The 19,670-nt window shown below is 61.1% G+C and carries 21 protein-coding genes and 2 tRNA genes; 15 read left to right on the top strand and 8 right to left on the bottom strand.

The window, feature by feature from the left end; all coding sequences use genetic code 11:
• Nucleotides 1–13 precede the first annotated feature (13 nt).
• From ACIOAU_RS15345 to nhaR, 3 genes are all read right to left on the bottom strand, one after another.
• Nucleotides 14–661, bottom strand: coding sequence for a YceH family protein (locus tag ACIOAU_RS15345; RefSeq protein WP_150571751.1), 648 nt, complete (start codon nucleotides 659–661; stop codon nucleotides 14–16).
• A gap of 83 nt (nucleotides 662–744) precedes the next feature.
• The gene (gene sstT, locus ACIOAU_RS15340; protein WP_101320663.1) at nucleotides 745–1,956 is read right to left on the bottom strand and encodes a serine/threonine transporter SstT; all 1,212 of its coding nucleotides are present in this window, start codon (nucleotides 1,954–1,956) and stop codon (nucleotides 745–747) included.
• Nucleotides 1,957–2,022: 66 nt separating this feature from the next.
• The gene (gene nhaR, locus ACIOAU_RS15335) at nucleotides 2,023–2,916 is read right to left on the bottom strand and encodes a transcriptional activator NhaR (protein WP_101320661.1); all 894 of its coding nucleotides are present in this window, start codon (nucleotides 2,914–2,916) and stop codon (nucleotides 2,023–2,025) included.
• 129 nt (nucleotides 2,917–3,045) lie between these two features.
• Here nhaR and ACIOAU_RS15330 point away from each other — a divergent pair, with 129 nt between their 5' ends.
• Both ACIOAU_RS15330 and ACIOAU_RS15325 read left to right on the top strand, forming a co-directional pair.
• Entirely contained in the window at nucleotides 3,046–3,288 is a 243-nt protein-coding gene (locus ACIOAU_RS15330) for a hypothetical protein (RefSeq protein WP_150568843.1), read from the top strand.
• A gap of 49 nt (nucleotides 3,289–3,337) precedes the next feature.
• A complete protein-coding gene (locus tag ACIOAU_RS15325) occupies nucleotides 3,338–4,090 on the top strand; it encodes a TerC family protein (protein ID WP_101320657.1) in 753 nt (250 codons plus the stop codon).
• A 101-nt stretch (nucleotides 4,091–4,191) separates the two neighbouring features.
• Here ACIOAU_RS15325 and ACIOAU_RS15320 read toward each other — a convergent pair whose 3' ends face one another.
• On the bottom strand, nucleotides 4,192–4,368 hold the full coding sequence (locus ACIOAU_RS15320; RefSeq protein WP_401182977.1) for a hypothetical protein: 177 nt from the start codon (nucleotides 4,366–4,368) through the stop codon (nucleotides 4,192–4,194).
• Between the two features lie 209 nt (nucleotides 4,369–4,577).
• Between ACIOAU_RS15320 and ACIOAU_RS15315 the strand changes: the two genes are divergently transcribed.
• Nucleotides 4,578–5,267 carry a peptidase C39 family protein gene (locus tag ACIOAU_RS15315; protein WP_150568844.1) on the top strand — a complete coding sequence of 230 codons (690 nt, stop codon included), beginning with the start codon at nucleotides 4,578–4,580 and terminating at the stop codon, nucleotides 5,265–5,267.
• A gap of 47 nt (nucleotides 5,268–5,314) precedes the next feature.
• Here the strand turns inward: ACIOAU_RS15315 and ACIOAU_RS15310 are convergent, their stop codons facing one another.
• Nucleotides 5,315–6,598 (bottom strand): FAD-binding oxidoreductase, encoded by a 1,284-nt coding sequence (locus ACIOAU_RS15310; protein WP_101320652.1) that lies wholly within the window; start codon nucleotides 6,596–6,598, stop codon nucleotides 5,315–5,317.
• Nucleotides 6,599–6,798: 200 nt separating this feature from the next.
• Here ACIOAU_RS15310 and ACIOAU_RS15305 point away from each other — a divergent pair.
• The 5 genes from ACIOAU_RS15305 (at nucleotide 6,799) to ACIOAU_RS15285 (ending at nucleotide 10,548) form a co-directional block, all read left to right on the top strand.
• Nucleotides 6,799–6,875: transfer RNA gene (locus ACIOAU_RS15305), tRNA-Val, on the top strand.
• 191 nt (nucleotides 6,876–7,066) lie between these two features.
• A tRNA-Val gene (locus ACIOAU_RS15300) sits at nucleotides 7,067–7,143 on the top strand.
• A gap of 136 nt (nucleotides 7,144–7,279) precedes the next feature.
• Entirely contained in the window at nucleotides 7,280–7,849 is a 570-nt protein-coding gene (locus tag ACIOAU_RS15295; RefSeq protein WP_401182972.1) for an SPOR domain-containing protein, read from the top strand.
• 87 nt (nucleotides 7,850–7,936) lie between these two features.
• On the top strand, nucleotides 7,937–8,362 hold the full coding sequence (locus ACIOAU_RS15290) for a GTP pyrophosphokinase (protein WP_101320648.1): 426 nt from the start codon (nucleotides 7,937–7,939) through the stop codon (nucleotides 8,360–8,362).
• Between the two features lie 134 nt (nucleotides 8,363–8,496).
• The gene (locus tag ACIOAU_RS15285; RefSeq protein ID WP_401183350.1) at nucleotides 8,497–10,548 is read left to right on the top strand and encodes a PAS domain-containing protein; all 2,052 of its coding nucleotides are present in this window, start codon (nucleotides 8,497–8,499) and stop codon (nucleotides 10,546–10,548) included.
• Between the two features lie 8 nt (nucleotides 10,549–10,556).
• On the opposite strand, the gene ACIOAU_RS15280 is transcribed toward ACIOAU_RS15285, so the two are convergent.
• Complete coding sequence (locus ACIOAU_RS15280; RefSeq protein WP_101320644.1) at nucleotides 10,557–10,799, bottom strand: DUF1654 domain-containing protein; 243 nt, start codon at nucleotides 10,797–10,799, stop codon at nucleotides 10,557–10,559.
• Nucleotides 10,800–10,953: 154 nt separating this feature from the next.
• The gene (locus tag ACIOAU_RS15275; RefSeq protein ID WP_101320642.1) at nucleotides 10,954–12,042 is read right to left on the bottom strand and encodes an asparaginase; all 1,089 of its coding nucleotides are present in this window, start codon (nucleotides 12,040–12,042) and stop codon (nucleotides 10,954–10,956) included.
• Between the two features lie 335 nt (nucleotides 12,043–12,377).
• Between ACIOAU_RS15275 and ACIOAU_RS15270 the strand changes: the two genes are divergently transcribed.
• The 7 genes from ACIOAU_RS15270 to ACIOAU_RS15240 all read left to right on the top strand — a co-directional run bounded on the left by ACIOAU_RS15270 (nucleotide 12,378) and on the right by ACIOAU_RS15240 (nucleotide 19,306).
• Nucleotides 12,378–13,331 (top strand): sugar ABC transporter substrate-binding protein, encoded by a 954-nt coding sequence (locus ACIOAU_RS15270; RefSeq protein ID WP_401182968.1) that lies wholly within the window; start codon nucleotides 12,378–12,380, stop codon nucleotides 13,329–13,331.
• Nucleotides 13,332–13,351: 20 nt separating this feature from the next.
• On the top strand, nucleotides 13,352–14,905 hold the full coding sequence (locus tag ACIOAU_RS15265) for a sugar ABC transporter ATP-binding protein (protein WP_401182965.1): 1,554 nt from the start codon (nucleotides 13,352–13,354) through the stop codon (nucleotides 14,903–14,905).
• The gene (locus tag ACIOAU_RS15260; RefSeq protein WP_150568848.1) at nucleotides 14,902–15,885 is read left to right on the top strand and encodes an ABC transporter permease; all 984 of its coding nucleotides are present in this window, start codon (nucleotides 14,902–14,904) and stop codon (nucleotides 15,883–15,885) included. Before ACIOAU_RS15265 ends, ACIOAU_RS15260 begins: the two co-directional genes overlap by 4 nt.
• 4 nt (nucleotides 15,886–15,889) lie before the next feature.
• Nucleotides 15,890–16,915: a LacI family DNA-binding transcriptional regulator gene (locus ACIOAU_RS15255; RefSeq protein ID WP_101320634.1), complete on the top strand. Its 1,026-nt coding sequence runs from the start codon at nucleotides 15,890–15,892 to the stop codon at nucleotides 16,913–16,915.
• Nucleotides 16,916–16,924: 9 nt separating this feature from the next.
• Nucleotides 16,925–17,833, top strand: a complete 909-nt coding sequence (rbsK, locus tag ACIOAU_RS15250) for a ribokinase (RefSeq protein WP_150568850.1) — start codon at nucleotides 16,925–16,927, stop codon at nucleotides 17,831–17,833.
• The gene (gene rbsD, locus ACIOAU_RS15245) at nucleotides 17,830–18,234 is read left to right on the top strand and encodes a D-ribose pyranase (RefSeq protein ID WP_401182961.1); all 405 of its coding nucleotides are present in this window, start codon (nucleotides 17,830–17,832) and stop codon (nucleotides 18,232–18,234) included. The genes rbsK and rbsD overlap by 4 nt, the downstream gene beginning before the upstream one ends.
• Nucleotides 18,235–18,298: 64 nt before the next feature.
• On the top strand, nucleotides 18,299–19,306 hold the full coding sequence (locus ACIOAU_RS15240; RefSeq protein ID WP_101320628.1) for a nucleoside hydrolase: 1,008 nt from the start codon (nucleotides 18,299–18,301) through the stop codon (nucleotides 19,304–19,306).
• On the opposite strand, the gene ACIOAU_RS15235 is transcribed toward ACIOAU_RS15240, so the two are convergent.
• The gene (locus tag ACIOAU_RS15235; RefSeq protein ID WP_101320626.1) at nucleotides 19,278–19,493 is read right to left on the bottom strand and encodes a hypothetical protein; all 216 of its coding nucleotides are present in this window, start codon (nucleotides 19,491–19,493) and stop codon (nucleotides 19,278–19,280) included. The genes ACIOAU_RS15240 and ACIOAU_RS15235 overlap by 29 nt on opposite strands.
• Between the last annotated feature and the right edge of the window lie 177 nt (nucleotides 19,494–19,670).

Here is a 19,670-nt window from a genome sequence, read left to right as displayed (position 1 = left end):
GCGCTGGCTGGGTTCAGCCTTCCAGCAGGGCCAGGCGTTCTTCCAGTGCTGCAATTCGTGCCTCCAGCGCGCTGATACGTTCTTCAGCGATGCTAGGGGCCGAATTGCGTTCAGCGCCGCCTTGCTGGCGCGCCGCAAGAATAGCCTCGATCTCTGCCGGATCACCCAGCGCGTGGGTATAGCGGTCTTCCCGCTGGCCAGCCTGACGCGGCAGGTGAACCGCTAGCTCACGTGAAATCAAGCGCTCGAGCTGATGCTGGACCTGTTGGTCATCCTCGAACTCATGCAAACGGTTGCTGCGGGTCAACAACTCGTTGATCGTCTGCGGCCCGCGCAAAAACATCAAACCCATCAGCACCAGCTGCGCGGGCACCAGTTCCAGCGCCTTGTCGACGCGTTGCTCCCAGCGGTCGGCGCGACTGCCCATCTGCAGTTTGGTAAAACCACGCCCTTCGAGCGCCCGCAGCGCCTGGCCAACCTGGCCCTGAGAGAGGTTCATCACCGGTTCGCGGCTGGTTTTCTGGTTACAGGCAACCACTAGCGCGTTGAGGGTCAGGGGGTAGGTTTCAGGGCTGGTGGCCTGCTTTTCGATCAGCGATCCGAGGATGCGGATCTCGGTGCTGTTGAAGCGGCCTTCACTGGCGTTGTGTTGTTCTGACATGGCCCTGTCTCGTTGCGAGGAAAGGCCACTAGCCTAGGTAAAGCGGCGCCGTTAAGCAATTGCCAGCGGCGCCGCCTTATCACTCAGGCTGCGCGTCGCTCCTGGGCCTCACAGGCGGCGGCGGTGAAGATCACATCGGTCGAAGAATTCAGCGCCGTTTCAGCCGAGTCCTGCAGCACACCGATGATGAAACCGACGGCGACCACCTGCATGGCGATTTCACTGGGAATGCCGAACAGGCTGCACGCCAGTGGGATCAGCAACAGAGAACCACCGGCTACGCCCGATGCGCCGCAGGCACACACCGCAGCCACTACGCTGAGGAGCACGGCAGTGGGCAGATCGATACTGATGCCCAAGGTATGCACGGCCGCCAGGGTCAGCACGGTGATGGTGATCGCCGCGCCGGCCATGTTGATGGTTGCGCCAAGCGGGATCGAGACCGAGTAAGTATCTTCATGCAGGCCGAGTTTTTCCGACAGTGCCAGGTTGACCGGGATGTTGGCGGCCGAGCTGCGGGTGAAGAACGCCGTGATGCCGCTCTCGCGCAGGCACATCAGCACCAGCGGGTAGGGGTTGCGGCGGATCTTCCAGAACACGATCAGCGGGTTCATCACCAGCGCGACAAACAGCATGCAGCCGATCAATACCGCCAGCAGGTGCAGGTAGCCAAGCAGGGCGCTCAGCCCCGACTGGGCCAGGGTCGCTGCGACCAGGCCGAAGATCCCCAGCGGCGCAAAACGAATGACCACGCGCACGATATAAGTCACCGCATTGGACAGGTCGTCGACTACAGTGCGGGTGGCCTCGCTGGCATGGCGCAGGGCGATCCCCAGGCCGATGGCCCAGGTCAGTACGCCGATGAAGTTGGCATTGAGCAGCGCCGCTACCGGATTATCGACAGCGCTGAGCAGCAGGTTCTGCAGCACTTCGGTGATACCGCCCGGAGCGCTCAGCGACGCCTCACTGGCGCTGAGCAGCAGGGTCGAGGGGAACAGCATGCTGGCGATCACGGCGACCACGGCTGCGCCAAAGGTGCCCAGCAGGTACAGCCACAGGATCGGCCGGATATGGGTTTGCTGGCCGTGCTTGTGGTTGGCGATCGAGGCCATCACCAACACGAACACCAGCACGGGCGCTACCGCTTTGAGCGCACTGACGAAAACCTTGCCGAGAAACGCCAGGTCCAGCGCCACGGCAGGCGCGAGCAAGGCCAGGGCGATGCCGGCGATGAGGCCGATGACGATCTGGGTAACCAGGCTGGTGCGGGTGAACAGGCGAAGAACAGGCAGCATGTGCAGCGAATCTCAGGGATTTGGACGGGCGCGACTGTACCATAGACCAGCGCTCCCGGCCGCTACCTACCAGTGGAACAACTCTTTGCGCGCACCCTCGGTAATCGCGACGATCCCCGGGTGCTTGACCTTGCGCTCTACCGAGATCGCATAGAACGACTCGTTGACCGCCTCGGTATGGCCGATCAGCACCACTGCATATTGGCGGCACACCTCATCGGCAATCACGCTGGGCGCAACGAAAATGCCGCTGCCGGACTGACCGAAGGCCTGCATCAAGGCACTGTCATCGAACTCACCGACGATCCGCGGCTGCACCTGCTGCTCGGACAGCCAGCGCAGTAAGCGGCTGCGTACCACTGTCTCCTGACCTGGGATCAGCAACGGAGCATCATTCAGACAGGCCGGAAATGCACCCGAGTATTCTGCCGCCAGAGCTGGGGTGGCAAAAAAGCTCAAGCCGCATTCGCCGAGTTTCTGGCTGTAGCCTTTGATATCCAGATGGCTGGGCATGGGGCTGTCGGAAATCACCAGGTCCAGACGCTGGATGGCCAGGTCGGCCAGCAGCCGCTCGAGCTTGTCCTCCCGGCAATTGATGCGCAGGGCGCCGTCCAGCTCCATGGTCGGCGCCAGCAAGCGATAAACGATGGACTTGGGGACCACATCGGCAACGCCGACGCGGAACAGGATCTGCTCCTGCGGACCGGCGCGCAGCATGGTCTCGAGCTCGCTGCCGATCTGGAACATCTGTTCGGCGTAGACCAGCGTCTGCCTGCCGCTCTCGGTCAGCTCAAGCTGACGCCCGACGCGCTGGAACAATTCCAGACCATGGGTCTGCTCGAACAGGCTGATCTGCCCACTGATGGTTTGCGGCGTCAGATTCAGCTGCTCACTGGCGCGGGCAATACTGCCGGTGCGTGCGACTACCCAAAAATAATGCAGCTGCCGGTAATTGAGCATGGTTGTTTCCGGATTCGTAAAAAACGAAGTATAGCCGCTAAAAAAACGAATTTTCCGGATGTTTCCGCTTCATTAGAATGCCTTTCATCAGGCGCCACGTGCTGCCCGGACATGACAAGTGAGGATCCCATGCTACAACTGAAATCCATCGGTACCCCGTTGGTGCTTGCGCTGGCGCTGTTCAGCCTGGCCGGGTGCGATCAGGCTGAGAAATCTGCCCAGCAGGTGCTCGATCAGGCGGCGCAGTCTGCCAAGCAGGCCATCGACAAGACCAATGAAGCCGCTCAGCAAGCGTTGAATGACGTCATTGGCGGCGAGGGTGAGAAATCGGCCAAGCCAGCCGATGGCGAAGGCAAGACCCAGGACATCTGACCCACAGCTGCGAACATAGCCCTAACATAGCCAGAAACAGGATTGATTCATGGAATATTTGCTGGAACTCGCCGCAAGCCCGACCGCCTGGGTAGCTTTGGCCACATTGGTGGCAATGGAAGTCGTGCTCGGTATCGACAACCTGATCTTCATCTCGATCCTGACCAACAAGCTGCCTGTCGAGTACCGCTCCAAGGCGCGCCGGATTGGTATCAGCATGGCGTTGATCATGCGCCTGGCGTTGCTCAGCACCGTGGCCTGGATCGTTCAGTTGACAGATCCGGTAATCGAGATCTTCGGCAATGCCTTCTCCTGGAAGGACATGATCCTGATCGCCGGTGGCCTGTTCCTGCTGTGGAAGGCAACCAAAGAGATCCACGAGAGTGTCGATCCGCACGGTGCCAAGCATGAGGCCACGGTCTCGTCCACCGTGACCCTGGGCTTCGCCGCAGCGATCTTCCAGATTCTGCTGCTGGATATCGTGTTCTCGGTCGACAGCATCATCACCGCAGTTGGCATGACCGAGCACTTGCCGATCATGATCATCGCTGTCGTGGCAGCTGTTATCGTGATGATGGTGGCCGCCGATCCGCTTGCCAACTTCATCAACGACAACCCGACCGTCGTGATGCTGGCCTTGGGCTTCCTGATCATGATCGGCATGACCCTGATCGCCGAAGGTTTCGGTGCCCATGTGCCTAAAGGTTATGTATATGCGGCGATGGCGTTCTCGACTGCGATCGAGATGCTCAACATCTTTGCTCGCCGCGCTCGCCTCAAGCGTGAGGCTGCACAGGAGTAAGGTGCGCGGGGCGCTTGGCGCCCCATTCGCAATGGCAGTTTCATCAAGCGACCGCGTATGCTTTCAAGCTGCGCGGTTTTTTGTTTTGCACTGATGCGATATCAGTGCGCTGCAGCGGGCTGACGGGCGCGTCGCACGGGCAAGGGCTTGGCCTTGGCCTGAACCGGCAGTGGATGATGCGAATGCCTGCGGACAATGCGCAGAACGCCCCATAACATGGCAGCGGCCACACTCAGCCACATACCTACCAACAGCAGAATTCCCATAGTCAGGCTCATGTGTGCCTCCTTCTCTCGGGCTTGCCCCAGGCTTACCTTCCAGATACTTACTTAGTCTAGCGCTACCCTCATGACGTTCAATTGAGCTTAGGTCGAACCCTTGGTCCGATTTGTTACTAGCCTGCGTCGGGCTATTCCTGCGCGCGCGTCCGCCCTATGATCAGAGACCATCGCCGGATGCCAGACCGGCTTCAGACAAGTGAGTGTCCATGTTGCAAGCTTCCCGCAAGTCGTTGCTCAACCCTTCACAGCGCCTGCTCGCTGCATGCCTGCTGGCGGCCAATCTGGTTGGCTGCGCCGGCGCGCCTCCAGCGGATGTAAAAGGCTTGCCGCAGCGGGTCGAGATCAGCAGCGTGCCGTTCTTCCGCGGCAACGCCAATCACAGCGGCGCCATGGCGCTGGCGGTCATGCTCTCGCAGCAAGGCATTCGGATCACCCCGGGCTTGCTCGACAAGCCGCTGAAGCTGCCTGAAGCAGCCGAAGCGCTGGAAACATCGATCCCGCCTGTGGCGCGTGATTACGGCATGCTGGTGTATCCGCTGGACAAGCGTCTGGATGCATTGCTCGCCCAGGTGGCGGCGGGCAACCCGGTGCTGCTGCGTTATCAAGAGGGTTCGGCGTGGTGGAGTGAGCCGCGCTATGCGGTACTGGTCGGCTATGACAGCTATAAGCAGCGGGTGCTGCTGCGTGCAGGGATGCAGCGGCGGCAGATGATGTCGTTCGACGCTTTTGCCAAGGCGTGGGCGGAGCAGGGTAGTTGGGCAGTGTTGATACAGCCACCGCAGCAACTGCCTGCACAGGTTGATCGCCAGCGCTGGTTGCAAGGCGCCGATGAACTGGCCCGGGCAGGGCAGGAAATGGCGGCCAGACAAGCCGTCAGCAGCCTCGGCCAGCCCTGAACGCAAACGGCCGGCGCTGATGGCCGGCCGTCTTCATCCGCTATGGATCAGAAGCCCAGACGATCGCGCAGGCTGTAATACCACGCACCCATGGCGCTGAATGGTACCCGCAGCAGTTGGCCACCCGGGAACGGGTAGTGCGGCAGGCCGGCGAATGCGTCAAAGCGTTCGGCCTGGCCGCGCAGCGCTTCGGCCAGGACCTTGCCCGCCAGGTGGGTGTAGGTAACGCCGTGGCCGGAGCAGCCTTGCGAGTAGTAGATGTTGTCGCCTATCCGGCCGACCTGAGGCAGACGCGACAGCGTCAGCAGGAAGTTGCCGGTCCAGGCGTAGTCGATCTTGACGTCCTTGAGCTGCGGGAATGCCTTGAGCATCTTCGGCCGGATGATCGCTTCGATGTTGGCCGGGTCGCGTGCGCCGTAGACCACGCCGCCGCCGAAGATCAGGCGCTTGTCGCCGGTCAGGCGGTAGTAGTCGAGCAGGTAGTTGCAGTCCTCGACGCAGTAGTCCTGCGGCAGCAGGGTACGTGCCAACTCATCGCTGAGTGGCTCGGTGGTGATCACCTGAGTACCGCATGGCATCGACTTCGAGGCCAGCTCCGGCACCAGGTTACCCAGATAAGCGTTGCCGGCAACGATGATGTACTTGGCGCGGATCTTACCCTGCGGGGTGTGCACGACAGGGTTGGCGCCGCGCTCGATGCGTATGGCTGGGGTTTGTTCATAGATCACGCCGCCCAGCGACTCGACCGCAGCCGCTTCGCCCAAGGCCAGGTTGAGCGGGTGAATATGGCCGCCGCTCATGTCGAGCATGCCGCCTATATAGCTTTCGCACGCGACCACTTCACGGATGCGCTTCTGGTCCATCAGCTCCAGTTGGGTGTGGCCATAGCGTTCCCACAGGCGTTTTTGCGATTCCAGGTGGGCCATCTGTTTGGGCGTGATGGCCGCGAATACGCCGCCGTCCTTGAGGTCGCACTGGATGTTGTACTTGGCTACGCGCTCGCGGATGATACGCCCGCCTTCGAAGGCCATCGCGCCCAGCAATTTTGCTTCGCGCGGGCCAACAGTGCGTTCGATCACGTCGATGTCACGGCTGTAGCTGTTGACGATCTGGCCACCGTTGCGGCCGGATGCACCAAAGCCAACCTTGGCAGCTTCGACGACGGTAACCTTGAAGCCGTTCTCCAGCAGGAACAGTGCGCTGGACAGGCCTGTATAGCCCGCACCGATTACGCAGATGTCGGTTTCCACCTCACCCAGCAGCGCCGGACGTGGCGGCACCGGGTTGGCCGAGGCGGCGTAGTAGGACTGTGGGTAGGGGGTATTAGCCATGCTCGAGAGACCTCGTGTTTTATATTTTTAACGAATGTACCGATGCTATCAATAATAATAAACACCCGCTAGTCGTACGGTGAAAATCCTTTACGCAGCGGTGGCGCGTGACTATTAGTAAATATTTTTATGATTCAGTGGCTTAGCGTGGAAAAAACAGTTGACAGGGTTTTTGGATTCCGTAGAATGCGCCCCACGACAGGCACATAGCTCAGTTGGTTAGAGCACCACCTTGACATGGTGGGGGTCGTTGGTTCGAGTCCAATTGTGCCTACCAAATCGAAAAGGGGTGATCCGTAAGGGTCACCCTTTTTTCATTTGCGCTGCCGTTGGTTGCTGATACTGGTGGTCGACCAGAGTCTCAGGGGCGTGCGCCAGAGTTCGCCGCTCGGTGGCGCAAAGGTTTTGATTTTCTTCAAAAAAAAGCTTTACAGGGGTGCGCTTCACTCGTAATATGCGCCCCACGACAGGCACATAGCTCAGTTGGTTAGAGCACCACCTTGACATGGTGGGGGTCGTTGGTTCGAGTCCAATTGTGCCTACCAAACTTGAAGAGGGCGATCCGAAAGGGTCGCCCTTTTTGCATTTGCTTCGCGCCTGAAACACCCTGCGGCAGCCTGCCCATCGGCGCTAGCCAGCCATCATGGTAGAATCCGCGCCTTCGATTCTGGAGTTAGACGCGTGCGTAAACTTGCGGTGGTAACAGCAATGCTGGCCTTGGCGGGCTGCAACAATGAAGTGGATGGCGTGCACAAACAGGTGGCCGAACACCTGAGTAATCCCAAGACCGCCAAATTCGCCAACGTGCGCTTCGATAACGATGGCTCGATCTGCGGTCAATTCCGTGGCAAGGACGCTGACGGCAAATTCGAGGCTTACCGCAGCTACGTTGCAATCAAGCGGGATGGCCAGTACCAGATCATCGTCGACGAAACCGGCGACGACCTGCGCATCCGCGAGATCTGTGGTGGTGCCGAGCTGCAGCGTCGCGCCGAAGCCCTGGCCGATCAGCCGGCGCCAGAGGGCTGGGATGTCGAGGTGGTGCAGGGGCCGAACATGGGGGCTCTGAGCGACATGACTGCGCGCCTCATAGAGAAGGGTATTCCCTCTTCGGTCGAGTACCGTGATGGCAAGCCGGTGGTGCTGCTGGGTCCATTCGCGACCAAAGAAGAGGCGCAGGCGCGCAAGGCCGATGTGATGGCGCGTCAAGGCACTGACTCTGTGGTGATCCAGCATGGCGCCCAGCGCTGATAAGTGACTGATGAGGCAGGCGGGGTGTGCCTGAACGCGATCGTTGGCTATGCTTGGCCAAGCGGGCGCTGAACAGGGAGGGGTCGCATGTCTACACTGGAACGGGCCATCGCTGTAGCCGCCAAAGCCCACGAGGGGCAGTACGACAAGGGTGGGGCGGCCTACATTCTTCATCCGCTGCGGGTGATGATGCGGGTGTCCACACCTGAGCAGCGTATTGTCGCTGTACTCCACGATGTACTCGAAGACACGTCCCTGACGGTATCAGACCTCGCTCTTGAGGGTTTCCCGCTGAAAATCCTCGCCGCCTTGCTCTCGCTGAGTCGACGTCCTGGCGAGAGCTATGAGGCGTTTGTGATTCGGGCAGGCGCTGACCCTCTGGCACGAGAGGTCAAGCTGGCTGATCTGGCCGATAACAGCGACCTTAGTCGCATCGCCTGCCCAGGTCCCGCTGACCTTGCCCGGCTCAGCCGCTATCAACATGCCAGTGCCTATCTGCAAACCTTGACTTGAACGCTGGCCTCGGTTGCGCTGTCTACTTTATCTGGCGCATTTACCCGCTTGGTCGGTAATATGCCCGACCTTGAAGCTGGGTAACTCAAGAGGTAGCAATGGATCGAGAAGGCCCTGCGGTGCGGGTCGAAGCGATGGTCAGGCCCGACCGTCTTCAGGTTTTCCCGACTGATGCCTCGGAGCGTCTGCAACTGGCTCTCGACGCTGGCGCGATTATTGGTACCTGGCTGTGGGACATTCGCAACGACTGCGTGACGGCTGACGAGCGCTTCGCCCGCTCATTCGGGCTGTCTGCAGAACGCTGCACCAGCGGCATTCCGATCTCCGAGGCGTTCGCCTCCATCCACGAGCAAGACCGCGAACGGGTTGGCCGCGACATCGAACAGGCCATGGCTCGCGGTGGGCGCTTTCGCTGTGAATATCGTGTTCGCCAAGACGACGGCTGCTATCGCTGGGTAGAGGCCAATGGTCGCGCCGAGCTCGATGAGCAGGGCATGGCTGTGCGCTTTCCAGGCGTGCTGATGGACATTGAGGGGCGGCGTGTTGCCGAAGCTGAGCGCGATCGCGCAAACGCCTTGTTGCGCACGTTCACGGCGGCAGTGCCTGGCGTGGTGTACGCCAAGGACCGCCAGGGACGGATGCTGGTCGCCAACCACGGCACTACGCAGCTGATCGGCAAGCCTCCCGAGGTTTACCTCGGCAAGACCGACCTGGAGTTTCTTGAAGACGAAGCGCAGGCGCGCCAGGTCATGGCGAACGACCAGCGCATCATGGACAGCGGTCAGGCTGAGCAGATTGAAGAGCGGGTCGACATGCCGGACGGTTCTGTAGCCGTATGGCTGTCGGTGAAGGCGCCGTTGCTGAGCGACGCCGGTGAAGTGATCGGTTTGATCGGCTCCTCGATGGATGTCACCGCGCGAAAGAACGCCGAATCCGCCTTGCTCGAGCTAAATCGTACGTTGGAAGTCCGCATCAGCGTCGCCGTTGCCGAGCGCGAGGCGGCTCAGGCTGCGCTGCGTCAGGCACAGAAGATGGAAGCTGTGGGCCAACTGACCGGGGGTATCGCTCACGATTTCAACAATCTCCTGGCCGGCATCAGCGGTAGCCTCGACTTGATCAGGCTGCGTTTGAATCAGGGGCGCACGGCCGATCTGGAGCGTTACCTGGGCGTTGCTCATGGTGCCGCCCAACGCGCCGCTGCCCTTACCCATCGCCTGCTCGCGTTCTCCCGTCGGCAGACGCTGGTGCCGGTCGAGACTGATGTGCATGCCTTGATTGGCGGCATGGAGGAGCTGATCCGGCGTACGGTCGGGCCGGCAATCAGCCTGAAGGTGGAGTTGGCAGCGCAGGCCAGTGCTTGTCTGGTCGACCCGGCGCAGGTTGAAAACGCCTTGCTCAATCTGTGTATCAATTCGCGCGATGCCATGCCGGGTGGCGGCAGGATTCTGATAAGCACTCGCGACCAGCGGCTGACGACTGGGCCCGAGCTTGATCCAGAGTTGAGCCCCGGCAACTACCTGAGCATTTGCGTGGCGGACAGTGGTACCGGCATGAGCGCCGAAGTGCTCGGCAAGGCCTTCGAGCCGTTCTTCACGACCAAGCCGGTTGGCGCCGGTACCGGGCTTGGCTTGTCGATGATCTATGGCTTTGCCAAGCAATCCGGTGGCCAGGTGAGGATCGAGTCAGAGCCGGGCAAAGGCACGCGAGTGCTGCTGCAGTTGCCGGGCCACACCACTGCGGTGGACGCCCCGCAGGCGCAACCTGGCGAGCGTGCCGAGCCCACGGCCGCAGCTGGCGAAACGGTTTTGGTGGTCGATGACGAGTCCTCCGTGCGCATGTTTGTCAGCGAAACCCTGGGCAGTTACGGCTATGTGGTGATCGAGGCGGCGGACAGCCTGGCAGGGTTGCAACTGCTGCGTTCGGACATCCGCATTGATCTGCTGGTGACCGACATCGGTTTACCCGGCGGGCTTGACGGGCGGCAGATGGCGGAGGCGGGCAGGCAATCGCGGCCTGACCTGCCGGTGTTGCTGATGACGGGCTATGCGCAGCCTGAAGTGCTCGATCGTCAGCCGCTGGAGTCGACCATGGCGATACTGACCAAGCCATTTGCCCTCGAGGCACTGACCTCGCAGGTCAATGCCTTGCTCAGGCCGCAAGCGGGCGATGCTACCGCCAAGGCTTGAGTCCCTGCTCAGTCTTCCTTGGGTACAGTCCAGAAGATCTGCACGCCGCCATCATCCCGGTAGGCAAGGGTGACATTGTCGTTTTCAGCGATCTCTTCGAGTAGCGTTGCCCAGTCATCCGGCAACTCGTGCTCCAGCCGAAAGATCAACGCAGACTTGCTGCGCTGGGCGGTAGGGCTGTTTATGATTTTCTGAATGCGCTCGCCCAGTTGTTGGTATGGGCTGGGGGTGGCTTGAGAGGCAGCGGCCATCGGGGTGTTCCTTGTTGTGCTGTATGTGCGTACAGTATTTCACTGTAGGCAATTTCGCAACAACCTCGTGAGCCTTGGCCCAAGTGACTGTCGCGGGCCATGCAGCCCGCGACAGCGGTGAGCAAAGCGTTGCTCGGCTCAGGCAATCAACAGATCAATATTCCCAGAAGATCCGCTGCAGCTCTTTGCTGTCTTGGGTCTTGGTCATTGCGACCATCGCCAGAATCCGTGCTTTTTGCGGGTTCAGGTCGTGGGCGACGACCCAGTCATTCTTGTCATCCGGCTGCTCGGCGTTGCGCAGTACGAAACCGCCCTGGTTGACGTGGGAAGAGCGAATGATCTGCACGCCGTTTTTACGCAGCTCCTGCAGAGCCGGTACCACACGTGACGATACCGAGCCGTTGCCGGTGCCGGCATGAATCAGCGCCTTGGCGCCGTTTTGCGCAAGGGCCTTGTACGCGGTGTCGGTAACGTTGCCGTAGCCGTAGGCGATGTCTACGGCAGGCAGGCTGCTGATTTGCTTGATGTCGAACTCGGAGTTGGAGGTGTGACGCTTGGCTGGCAGGCGGAACCAGTACGATTTGCCTTCCACGACCATGCCCATCGGGCCCCAGGCGCTCTTGAACGCTTCGGTCTTGATGTTGATCGACTTGCTGACATCACGGCCGGATTGGATTTCGTCGTTCATGGTCACCAGTACGCCTTTGCCGCGCGATTGCTTGTCGCTGGCGACGGCTACGGCGTTGTAAAGGTTGAGCATGCCGTCAGCCGACATTGCGGTGCCCGGGCGCATCGAACCGACCACTACGATTGGTTTGTCGGTCTTTTCTACCAGGTTGAGGAAGTAGGCGGTTTCTTCCAGGGTGTCGGTGCCGTGGGTGATAACGATGCCGTCGACGTCGTTGCTGTCAGCCAGCTCGGCGACGCGTTTGCCCAGCTTGAGCAGGTCGTCGTTGCTGATGCTTTCGGATGCGATCTGCATGACCTGCTCGCCGCGCACATTGGCCAGTTGAGCCAGCTCCGGTACGCCGGCGATCAATTTGTCGATGCCTACCTTGGCGGCCTGATAGGTAGCGCTGTTGGCGGCGCTGGCGCCGGCGCCGGCAATGGTGCCGCCGGTTGCGAGAATCACCACATTGGCGAGCTTTTGTTGCTGCTCGGCTTCTTTGGCAGAAACTGCAGTCGGCAGGATCAGCAGCAGGGCGAGGGCGCCCGGGGCAAATGTCTTCAGTGCGGTTTTCATCGTTATTGTTCTCTCGATCTTCCTGGTGAGATTTATATGTCGCACAGCTAAGCAGGCAGGTTTCATACCAACGCAGCGTCGAGTCTGGGTTGAGCCACTCCCGGCGGGAGTTCGCTCATATGCCGAGACAAATCCAGCGATGGGATGTATTCGGCTTACCGAACGGATACAGGTAAAGTTGTTCGGTTTTCCGTGGCCAATCCGCGTAACCTGCCGCTGGCCCCGGTTTGCCAAAACAGCGTCTCAGGCAATTGACAAAATCAGGGCTTGTTTCCATAGTGGCTTAACGCAAACGTTTGCGATCCGATAAAAAACACAAGATTCGGAGTCATCTCATGAAACTGCCGTTCCCCGGTCGTCTGCTGTCCCTCGCTATCGTCTCCTCGCTGGCGCTCGCACTGCCCCTGGCAGGTCAGGCTGAAGAAAAACCCAAGGTCGCTCTGGTCATGAAGTCGTTGGCCAATGAGTTTTTCCGCACCATGGAAGACGGCGCCAAGGCCTACCAAAAACAGCACCCTAACGACTTCGACCTGGTAGCCAACGGCATCAAGGACGAGTCCGACACCAGCAACCAGATCCGCATCGTCGAGCAGATGATCGCCACTGGCGCCAACGCGCTGGTGATCGCGCCGGCTGACTCCAAGGCGCTGGTGCCGGTGATCAAGAAAGCCATGGATGCCGGCATCACCGTCATCAACATCGATAACCGCCTCGACCCCGAAGTGCTCAAGAGCAAAAATCTCAGCGTGCCCTTCGTTGGCCCTGACAACCGCAAGGGTGCCAGGCTGGTCGGCGACTATCTGGCCCAGCAAAAGCTCAAGCCAGGTGATCAGGTGGGTATTATCGAAGGCGTCTCCACCACTACCAACGCCCAACAGCGCACGGCTGGTTTCCAGGACGCCATGCAGGCGGCACAGATCAAGGTCGTTTCGGTGCAGTCTGGCAACTGGGAAATCGACAAGGGCAACGCGGTGGCGGCGGCCATGCTCAACGAGTATCCAGAGATCAAAGCGCTGTTGGCCGGCAACGACAGCATGGCGCTTGGGGCTGTCTCGGCTGTGCGTGCCGCAGGCAAGAAAGATCAGGTTCAGGTAGTCGGCTATGACAACATCAACGCCATCAAGCCGATGCTCAAAGATGGCCGCGTGCTCGCCACGCTCGATCAGGATGCCAAGAAGCAAGCCGTATATGGCATCCAGGCTGCGCTGCAGATGATCAAGGGCGAAAAAACCGCCGTCGATGCCGACAATGTCATCCAAACCCCGGTTGAATTGATCACCAAGCCGTGATCCAGGCAGGAGACCCGGCCATGTCTGCATCGGCCACGCAAACGGTGCTCGCGGTCAGCGGGCTGGGCAAGAGCTACGCCCAGCCTGTGCTGGCTGACGTCGAGCTGGAGCTGTACGCCGGCGAAGTGCTGGCGCTGACCGGTGAGAACGGCGCCGGCAAAAGCACGCTATCGAAGTTGATCAGCGGCCTGGAAATTCCCACCGTTGGGCACATGAGCTACCTCGGCCAACCTTACAGCCCTGCCAGCCGCAGTGCGGCAGAGGGGCTTGGGGTGCGTATGGTGATGCAGGAGCTGAACCTGCTGCCCACCCTGACGGTTGCCGAGAACCTGTTTCTCGACAACCTGCCCAGCCGTCTCGGCTGGATCAATCACAAGCGCCTGCGCCAGTTGGCGGTCGCCGCTATGGCGCAGGTGGGCCTGGACGCGATTGACCCGGATACCCTGGTCGGTGAGTTGGGTATTGGCCATCAACAGATGGTCGAGATCGCCCGCAACCTGATTGGTGATTGCCGGGTGCTGATCTTCGACGAGCCTACGGCGATGCTCACTGCCCGCGAGGTCGAGCTGCTGTTTGTCCAGATCGAGCGCCTGCGTCAACGCGGCGTGGCTATCGTGTACATATCCCATCGCCTTGAAGAGCTGCAGCGTGTGGCCCAGCGCATCGCGGTGCTGCGCGATGGCAAACTGGTGTGCGCCGAGCCGATCCAACGTTACAACAGTGCCGAGCTGGTCAACCTGATGGTCGGTCGTGACGTGGGCGAGCATATCGACCTGGGCAGGCGCCAGATCGGCGCGCCGCTGCTCAAGGTCGACAAGCTCAGCCGTGCCGGCAAGGTGTGCGAGGTTTCTTTCGAGGTGAGGGCAGGGGAGATCTTTGGTATCTCCGGCCTGATCGGCGCCGGCCGTACCGAACTGCTGCGGCTGATCTACGGCGCCGACCGCGCCGACAGCGGCAGTGTTGCCCTTGGTCAGCCGCCGCAGCCGATCACTGTCGACTCGCCCAAGGCCGCTGTGCGTGCTGGCATTGCATTGATTACCGAGGATCGCAAAGGTGAGGGGCTGCTGCTGACGCAGTCGATCAGCGCCAATATTGCCCTCGGTAACCTGGGCGCCGTGTCCCGTGCTGGGGTCATCAACAGCGCTGCCGAAACAACCTTGGCCGAGCGCCAGATCAGCGCCATGCGCATTCGCAGCGCAAGCCCGGCGCAGGCTGTCAGTGAGTTGTCCGGTGGCAATCAGCAAAAGGTGGTGATTGGCCGCTGGCTCGAGCGCGACTGCCAGGTACTGCTGTTCGACGAGCCGACCCGCGGTATCGACGTTGGCGCCAAGTTCGACATCTATGGCCTGCTTGCTGAGTTGGCGCGCCAGGGTAAGGCGCTGGTGGTTGTTTCAAGTGACCTGCGCGAACTGATGCTGATCTGCGATCGCATCGGTGTGCTCTCGGCGGGTCGCCTGATCGACACCTTCGAGCGCGATGCCTGGAGCCAGGATCAACTGCTTGCCGCGGCGTTTGCCGGTTATCAACAACGTGATGCTCTGCTGCATGAAGCAGCTCCCAGGATGGACCCATGAACAGCTCTCCCGTCGACACTCCCGCTCGCCGCAGCGGCACCTATCTGGGCCTGGGTACTTACCTGGGACTGGCCGGCGCATTGCTGGCAATGATTGTGCTGTTCTCGTTTATGAGCAGCCATTTCTGGTCGTACGCAACCTTCAGTACCCTGGCCAACCAGATCCCCGATCTGATGGTGCTGGCAGTAGGCATGACGCTGGTGTTGATCATCGGTGGCATCGACCTGTCGGTGGGCTCGGTGCTGGCCTTGGCAGCCTCGGCGGTCAGCGTGGCAATTCTGGGGTGGGGCTGGAGCGTGTTGCCCGCTGCGCTGCTGGGCATGGCAGTCGCCGCCCTGGCTGGCAGCGTCACTGGCTGCATTACCGTGGCCTGGCGTATTCCATCCTTTATCGTCTCGCTCGGTGTGCTGGAAATGGCCCGTGGCCTGGCCTATCAGTTCACTGATTCGCGCACGGCCTATATCGGCGATGCCTACGCCTGGTTTTCCAATCCAGTAGCATTTGGCATCTCGCCAGCCTTCATCATCGCCTTGCTGGTCATCGTCGTTGCCCACCTTGTACTGACACGCACAGTGTTCGGCCGTTACCTGATCGGCATTGGTACCAATGAAGAAGCTGTACGCCTGGCCGGGATCGACCCGCGGCCCTACAAGATCATGGTGTTCACCCTGATGGGCCTGCTCGCCGGCCTCGCCGCGCTGTTCCAGATTTCTCGTCTGGAGGCCGCCGACCCGAACGCCGGTGCTGGCCTTGAACTGCAGGTGATTGCCGCTGTGGTGATCGGCGGTACCAGCCTGATGGGCGGGCGCGGCTCAGTGGTCAGTACATTTTTCGGAGTGCTGATCATTTCGGTGCTGGCCGCCGGGCTGGCTCAGATCGGCGCTTCCGAACCAACCAAACGCATTATCACCGGGGCGGTCATTGTGATTGCCGTGGTGCTCGACACTTATCGCAGCCGGCGCGCGAGCCGGCGGAACTGAAACCATGGCAACCATCAAAGATGTCGCGGCAATGGCGGGGATTTCCTACACCACCGTTTCCCATGTGCTGAACAAGACCCGTCCGGTCAGCGAACAGGTGCGCCTGAAGGTCGAGGCGGCCATCGCCGAACTCGACTACGTGCCCAGTGCCGTAGCCCGCTCGCTCAAGGCGCGCAGTACCGCCACTATCGGCCTGTTGGTGCCTAGCAGCGTCAACCCGTACTTTGCCGAGCTGGCCCGGGGCATCGAGGATGGCTGCGAGCGTAATGGCTACTGCGTGATCCTGTGCAACTCCGACGACAATCCGCAAAAGCAGCGCAGCTACCTGCGCGTATTGCTGGAAAAGCGCATTGATGGCCTGGTGGTAGCGTCAGTCGGTGAAGACAGTGACTTGCTGCAGAGCCTGGCCTGTGTGCGCACGCCGATGGTCATCGTCGACCGCGCGCTGGAGGGCGTAGATGCCGACCTGGTGCGGATCGACCACGAACAAGGCGCTTACCTCGCCACCCGTCACCTGCTCGAGCTCGGCCACCGCGACATCGCCTGTATTGGCGGGCCAGCCGAGACCGGGGTCAGCCAGTTGCGCGTGGCCGGTTTTCATCGGGCTATGGCCGAGGCGCAGGCTGAGGTCAGCGCAGCACGTGTGTTGCACTGTGATTTCACCAGCCCAGGCGGCCACGCTGCTGCGGCGCAGTTGCTTGACGGCCGGCGGCCCACGGCGATTTTTGCCGGCAACGACATGATCGGCTTTGGCGTCCTGCGCGCGGCCGCCGAGCGCAATATCAGCGTGCCTGGCGAGCTGTCGGTGATCGGTTTCGATGACATCGAGCTCAGTCGCTACGTATACCCGCCGCTGACCACTGTAGGCCAGTCGATTCGCGAGCTCGGCGAAAGTGCTGCCGAATTGCTGCTGTCGCGCATCGCCAGGCCGCGGCACGACGCCCCGGCCGAGCAGCGCATCATCGCCCCGCGCATCATCATGCGCGAATCTACCGGGCCACGCCCGGACCTGTTCAATGATTACCGCTAAGGACTTCCCATGCATGCCAAGGTAGTAGTGGTCGGCAGCCTCAACATGGACTTGGTGGCCCGCGCCGAGCGCTTGCCGCGAGCCGGCGAGACGCTGACCGGCGACGGTTTTTTCACGGTGCCCGGCGGCAAGGGCGCCAACCAGGCGGTGGCCGTGGCGCGCCTCGGCGCCAGCGTGGCCATGATCGGCAATGTCGGTGATGACGCCTATGGCCCGCAGCTGCTACAAGCGCTGCAGGTCGAAGGCGTTGATTGTCAGGCAGTGGCTAGCTGCGCGGGTGTTTCCAGCGGAGTGGCGCTGATCGTGGTGGACGCTGCCAGCCAGAACGCAATCGTGGTGATCCCCGGTGCCAACGGCCTGCTCAGCGCCGAGTCGGTGCAGCGCGCTGACAGCTTGTTGCAGGCTGCTGATATCGTCATCTGCCAACTGGAAGTGCCCCAGGCAACGGTCGCGTGGACCTTGGTCCGAGCCCGTGAGTTGGGCAAGACGGTGATTCTCAATCCTGCCCCCGCTACCGGCCCGCTGCCGGCAGACTGGTTTACCAACATCGACTACCTCGCGCCCAACGAAAGCGAGGCCCAGGCCTTGACCGGCATTGCGGTGAGCGATCAGGACAGCGCCCGCCGCGCTGCCGAGCAGTTGCTCGCGTTCGGGGTCGGCAAGGTGATCATGACCCTCGGTAGCGAGGGTGCTTTGGTGGTGAGCGCGCAAGGCTGCCAGCACTATCCGGCAACGCCGGTCAAAGCGCTCGACACCACTGCGGCCGGTGACACCTTTATCGGTGGCTTTGCCGCTGGCTTGGCGCGTGGGCTGAGTGAGGCTGAGGCGATCACCCTCGGTCAGCGCGCGGCCGCCATATCGGTCACTCGTGCGGGTGCGCAGCCCTCGATTCCCTATCTGGCGGAGCTGCAGCCATGAAAAAGACCACTCTGCTCAATATTGCTCTGTCGCGCACGATTGCCGGTCTGGGTCATGGCGACATCGTGGTGATCGGTGATGCCGGCTTGCCGGTGCCGGTTGGCGTGGAATTGATCGACCTGGCCATTACCTCGGGCTTGCCGGACTTTGCCAGTGTACTGCGGGTGGTGCTGAGCGAAATGCAGGTCGAACGGCATGTCTTGGCGGCAGAGCTGTTCGAGGTCGCGCCACCGGCGTTGGCTGAAATCCAGCAGCTCAGCGCGCTGGGCTTGCTCGGCGTTCGCGAGCGGATGCCGCACAGTGAGTTCAAGCTGCTGAGTCGTCAGGCCAAGGTCATTGTGCGCACCGGGGAGTGCAAGCCATTCAGCAATATCGCATTGGTCGCTGGCGTCACGTTTTGATCTGTTGGCTTCGATCCGCCGTGGCGCGGCCTGAATTTGCAAACTGTTGGCGCAGGAGTGCCTTATGTTGAAGAAACTGCTGCAAGGAGCCGTCCTCATGGCCGCTGTAACCACCTCGGCGCTGCACGCCGCCCCGCGCGAGTTGATCATCGACACCGACCCTGGTGCCGATGACCTGGTGGCGCTGTTTTTGGCGATGGCATCACCCGGGGAGCTGAACATTCGCGCGATCACCACGGTTGCCGGCAACGTGCGCCTGGAGAAAACCGCCCGCAACGCGCGTCTGGCCCGTGAGTGGGCTGGGCGCGAAGACATACCGGTCTACGCCGGTGCTGGGCGACCTTTGGTGCGCGCGCCCATCTACGCCGCTGAGGTTCACGGCGAGGAGGGCATTACCGGCGTGCAGGTGCATGAGCCAAAGCAAAGCTTGGCCGCGGGCAATGCGGTGCAGTATCTGGTCGATACCCTGAGCGCAGCCAAGCCACACAGCATCACCATCGCCATGCTTGGGCCGCAGACCAACCTGGCCTTGGCGCTGATCCAGCAGCCAGGGATCGCCCAAGGCATCAAGGAAGTCGTGGTCATGGGCGGCGCCCACTTCAATGGCGGAAACATCACGCCAGTCGCTGAATTCAATCTGTACGCGGACCCGCATGCCGCTGAGGTGGTGTTGGCCAGTGGCGTCAAGCTCACCTATCTGCCTCTGGATGTCACCCACAAGCTGCTGACCAGCGATGCTCGGCTCAAGCAGCTGAGCGCGGTCAACAACCGCGCCAGCAAGCAGGTCGTGGACATCCTCAACGCCTACATTCAGCATGACATGCAGCTCTACGGCATGCCCGGCGGGCCGGTACATGATGCGAGCGTCATTGCTTATCTGCTCAAGCCAGAGATGTTCAGCGGGCGGCAGATCCACATGAGTGTCGACAGTCGCGAAGGCCCGACCTTCGGTCAGACCGTTGCCGACTGGTATGGCGTGCTCAAGCAGCCCGCCAACGTCATGTGGGTAGAGGAGGGCGATGCCCAGGGCTTGTTCGATCTGCTCAGCGAGCGGCTGGCTCGATTGCCATAGCTGCAGCCTGGGGCGCGTAGCGCTCCAGCACTTGCTCTATAAAGCTGCGGGAGCCTTCGTTGCCGAGTTCGTGTACCAGCAGGTCCACGGCAATCAACATTAGCTCCTCGGCGGTGCCTGGTGCGTACGAGCGATGGCCCGCGGGTAAGTGGACCTGGATGTCGGCATCGATGCTGAGGCTGCGCATTGGAAATTTCTCGTTGGTTCGGACTATAGATCGAACACCGGGCCCTGGCGTTCGTAGGGAGGCATGCTGCACTCCACTTATTGCAGTAAATCATGCCTTTGCGTCAAGAGCCCTGCGACTTAGGCATAACAGTCCGTGCGCGACAAACTATTTATTCGGTGCAAAACCCGGTGACGA

This window comes from Pseudomonas sp. NPDC088322 (assembly GCF_044740745.1).
In the GTDB taxonomy this organism is placed as follows: domain Bacteria; phylum Pseudomonadota; class Gammaproteobacteria; order Pseudomonadales; family Pseudomonadaceae; genus Aquipseudomonas; species Aquipseudomonas shirazensis.
Note: the sequence above shows the minus strand (reverse complement) of the source record. Positions and strands in the feature narration are given on the sequence as shown.